4 protein-coding genes are annotated in these 4,451 nt (G+C 51.3%); 1 reads left to right on the top strand and 3 read right to left on the bottom strand.

The window, feature by feature from the left end; genetic code table 11:
* Window positions 1-113: 113 nt before the first annotated feature.
* Window positions 114-470, bottom strand: a complete 357-nt coding sequence (locus KOR42_RS25710; RefSeq protein ID WP_146512663.1) for a hypothetical protein — start codon at window positions 468-470, stop codon at window positions 114-116.
* Window positions 471-597: 127 nt separating this feature from the next.
* Window positions 598-1,206 carry a VPLPA-CTERM sorting domain-containing protein gene (locus KOR42_RS25715; RefSeq protein WP_146512664.1) on the bottom strand — a complete coding sequence of 203 codons (609 nt, stop codon included), beginning with the start codon at window positions 1,204-1,206 and terminating at the stop codon, window positions 598-600.
* A gap of 482 nt (window positions 1,207-1,688) precedes the next feature.
* Here KOR42_RS25715 and KOR42_RS25720 point away from each other — a divergent pair, with 482 nt between their 5' ends.
* The gene (locus tag KOR42_RS25720) at window positions 1,689-2,198 is read left to right on the top strand and encodes a papain-like cysteine protease family protein (RefSeq protein WP_146512665.1); all 510 of its coding nucleotides are present in this window, start codon (window positions 1,689-1,691) and stop codon (window positions 2,196-2,198) included.
* Between the two features lie 52 nt (window positions 2,199-2,250).
* Here the strand turns inward: KOR42_RS25720 and KOR42_RS25725 are convergent, their stop codons facing one another.
* Window positions 2,251-4,155 carry an arylsulfatase gene (locus KOR42_RS25725; protein ID WP_231741138.1) on the bottom strand — a complete coding sequence of 635 codons (1,905 nt, stop codon included), beginning with the start codon at window positions 4,153-4,155 and terminating at the stop codon, window positions 2,251-2,253.
* Between the last annotated feature and the right edge of the window lie 296 nt (window positions 4,156-4,451).

The raw sequence follows: 4,451 nt of genomic DNA on the forward strand, positions 1-4,451 counted from the left end.
CAGGTGCCGCACTCTCAGCCAGAAGCGAGAAAGCCCTGTTCGTCGAAGCCGCCCTCAAAGTCCTCGCCTACGCCCTGAGGCGTTAGCCCACGATCAAAACCTGTGATTTGTTTTCAACACAGCATTGAAAAGTCAGTCGTCGGAATCTCCGCAGCTGACAGCGTTCGAGTTGCCAGGACATTGGAGAGATCCGGTGTTCCGGACAAATTCAGTGTTGTCAAAGAGACGGTCAAATCGTCCGTGGGAGTACCATTAGAACTTCTCCATACCTGCAATTCGATCTTCGTCAACCGGCCTGACTGGGTCGCTGTAAAGGATTGACCACGAGTGGTTCCAGTAAATACCGCAAGTCCAGCCCCCGAACTCGCTAAAACATGCTCCGCAATCACGAAATCTGCGTTCGCGGAAGAGTGTCCTATTGCGAGCAACGCAACAATCGAGAGAGGAATCAAATTCAAGTTCAATTTCATCAATCTTCTTTCTGTGTTGAAATACTCGACCACCATTCTTTCGACACGGCGCCCGCACAACTCTGATTCGCTAAATTCGTATTTTGTCCTTCGATACTATCGAGGACGACCTCTTTCGACGAGTCGATTAACGAGTTCGTGAGCGTCGACGAAGCAGTCCTACTCCACACACGCCTGTCAGCATCAGAAAAGCCGAAGCTGGCTCAGGAACGACTGAGGCTGCGTTGACGCGAAAACCGGAATCTTGCCCGGGAATCGGGCTGAGAACACCAATTCCGAAGAAAGAAACCCCATCTGCATACGGGTTCAACTCAGAAGTCGACCAGAGATACCAGTCGGGAGTTGAACCTGTGTTACTTGTAAGCACAATGGCATACATCTCACCAGCAATCAGATCGATCATCGATGAAGAAAAATCGACAGACGTAAAATTCGTCGAAAAACCATCCGTCGGAATATCAAGTGCTCCCACAGTTCTGCTTGCAAGCACTCCAGTCAGGTCAGGGAGTCCGGCTCCGTTTAGTGTCGTGAGCGACACGGACAAGTCATCACTTGGATTCCCTGTGGGGTTTCTCCAGAGTTGCAGTTCGATGGTCGTGAGCTTCCCCGACTGCGTTGCAGTAAATGATTGAGCGCGATCGACAGTGTCAAAAACCGCAGCACCAAAGCTGACAATCGACAAGGCATTCTCTGCGATCACCATGTCCGCTTTTACAGTTGCCTGACTCGCACCCACACTACAAATCGCTGTCAGCAGGAGAAATGTTCTTCAGAGCATCAGTTCGCCTTTTTCGTTTTTCCGAGAGCAGGAAAATGTCAGTCAATGAAGACCTGTTCATCAGCGTAAAAGGTTGTCCTGACGAACGTCAATTAAATAATGAAACAAACCATTTGCATTACTGGATTTGCGAACGCCTCTCTCCGTTGCCCGCAGCCCGGATTCAACTGCCGCGTGAATCGTGTTGATTTGTGACGAAGAGATTTCCGTTTTCGTCCAGTTTCTTAGCAACTCCTCGGAGAACCAGCCGAAAACAGTTGTGCTTTCTCCGTTTCGCTTTTGACTCTTTCGAGTTCTTTTCATGTGTTTGTCTGAACTCTGAAGAGCAGGCGCAGAAAACACCGACGTCTAACCGCACGAATTCGTGCTTAAAGACGAGCAGCTTACTGACAGGCGACGGGCTCAATCCGCGCTCACCTTCCCGAAATGAGGAGACACTCATGGCTACGTTTCGCGTTGCGCACCCGATTGCGCACATTCGGCAACCATCTCAAAACGATTGCTGGGCAGCTGCCACAGCGATGGCTCGCGGACGTGACCGAGGGAAGCATCTGATGGTTTCAGATGTCAAACAAATCGCCATCGACAACAGCGTTCGAGTGAATGCCGACGGATCACTTCCGGTCCAGAACCTTGGCAACACGCGAAAGCTGGCAACTGCCCTGAACATGCAATGTTTCGATGTCCGGATTGGAGCAGTCACATCCGTGACGGTCGACGTGATGAAGAGATATCTCGAACGCGGTCGTCTGGCCTTGTTCGGCTTCTTCGATTTTCCACGTCTGTCACTGAACCATGTAATTACAGTTTATCGATTGTGGGGAGATGGGACTCCGACCGGAACGACCATTTCCATCGTCGACCCGTTTAATGGCCGCGCCGACAACTTCAGTTGGAAAGAATTTAACGAAGACATCATGGCGGACCCGCACTTCATCGTGGTGAAATAACAGCGTTACTCCAGCCACGACGAAGAGTGCAGTTTATAATTTCATCCACTCGTTAATCGAACCGATTCACGTAAACATAGTACGCCCCGCAGACTTCATTCCCTGCGGAATCGAGCATCCAGGACTCCAGTTCAATCGGTCCAGCATTGAGGTTGGCCTTGAACTGGAAACAAGTTCCCTCTGAGTTTGCTTCCACGGTCTGGTCGAATTCGCTTCCGATCCGAAGCCGCCCCTGATGAATCGGCAACGCTTTGCCCTCCACAAAGGTTCCGTCAGTCACTTCAACCTCAGGACACCCATCACTCAAGCGGAACCCGCTTTCTCGCGGCCAACGACGAAGTTCAAATTCGTACGTTCCCGGCTCGGCAACTTCGACGTGCGACACGCCATTCTTTTCAACGCCTCTCCGAATCTGAATCTGCTGATCGACGAACACATCAAGCCACTCACACGCCGACAACAGCATCGGATTCTCTGACGAGTGACCAATGATCACTCGCTGCGGCTCCATCACTTGATCTTTCACTCCGTCCCACCATTTATTGAGATGGGACCGCATCGCCTCGACAACTTCCGGATTCTCAGCGGCAACATTGTGATCCTGATGAAGATCCTTTGAGACATCGAAGAGCATTCTGTTTTCGAGGAATCTCCAGTTCTTCCACATCACGCACGCTCCTTCTTTGCGAGGGATCGCGGGATTGCCATCGGTGTACGTGACTCGAAACGTCGGCATGCGGCTGTAATTGATCACCAGCATTCGATCGTCAATCGAATCGGTCTCGCCACGAAAAATCGGAGCCAGGCTTTCACCGTCGAGGTTCTCGGGCAATTGTCCTTCGCATCCGACGAGATCTGCCAGCGTGGGAAGCAAGTCCTGCACATGAGAGAGAGTCGAAACATCCTGAGCTTGAAGCACGTTTGGAAATCGAACGAAGCAGGGAACTCTATGGCCACCTTCCCATAGCGTCGTCTTCTTTCCACGCATCCCCGCATTGAAATAATCGGGTCCCATCGTGCTTCCGTTGTCCGTCAGAAAAACAACGATCGTGTTGTTCGCGAGATCTTTGTCATCGAGAAAACGAAGCAGTCGCCCAACGTTGTCGTCAATGTTGCTTCCCATCGCGAGGAAGCTGATGAGATTCTTCCGTTTCTGTGGCAGGAGATGTTCCGTCACTTCCGGGTTGGCTTCGACAGCAGCTTGAACTTCCTGTCGATACTTTTCGGGAACGAACCACGGCCAATGGGCAGAGTTCAACGGGATGTAAGCGAAACTCGGTTGATCCGAATCGTTCGACTCCAGCCAGTTCATCGCTTCCTGAAAGAAAACGTCCGTGCAGTATCCGTCGTGAACTTCTCGCTCTCCATTGCGAAGATACGTATCGTCGAAGTAATCGTTGTCCCAGAAATCGGGCACACTGTTAATGTGCGAGGACGGAAACCACAGAGCTTCGTCAAATCCTCGATCTTCGGGACGAAACGGGTAATTGTCCCCGAGATGCCACTTTCCGAAAATACCCGTTCGATATCCCGCTTCGCGAAACACATTCGCCATTGTCTTCAATTCCGGACGCAACAACGTTCGCCCACTGCTGACGTTGATCGCCCCGTTTCGAAATGCGTCCAATCCGGTCAGAAGCTGACCACGAGTCGGAGTGCACATCGGTGAAACGTGAAAGTCCGTCAGCCGAACGCTTTCACTCGCCAGTTGATCAATGGAAGGCGTCTCAATCAACGGATTTCCGTGGCATGAAAATTCGCCGTACCCCTGATCGTCGGTCATGATGACAATGACGTTGGGACGTCCGGGTTGCTCCGCGAACGAAAGTCCTGCACACCAGAATTGTGCAAAAACGACAGAGAGCAGCAAACAGACGCGGCTTGTCACACAGCTTCGCCGGAAGTCTTCAACTGAAGATCTGAAATCGGCCATTGTTCCGGGAACAAGTTGATACATGATGAATTCGTCTCGATGTTGTCAGCGGATGTTGAATCAGAGTATGCCGAATCGTTTCTAAGTTTCGTGCCTCCGAAAGTCAATTTCAGTGGACGGCGAATCAATTCTCACGGAAGCACAGAACCAGAAAGAATGGTTCAGGGGAGGGGAGAGCAGCCAACCGTTGGCCCTAGCAGCCCGTTGAAAAACTCGCATTGATGGGGGAGATGAATTATCTTTCAGCAGTTGGAGTTGATCAAGGAGGAAACGATGGCGTTGGGGCGACGGAAATCGGAAGTTCAGGGTGAGTTGTGGGT

This window comes from Thalassoglobus neptunius (assembly GCF_007859735.1).
GTDB classification, from domain to species: domain Bacteria; phylum Planctomycetota; class Planctomycetia; order Planctomycetales; family Planctomycetaceae; genus Thalassoglobus; species Thalassoglobus neptunius.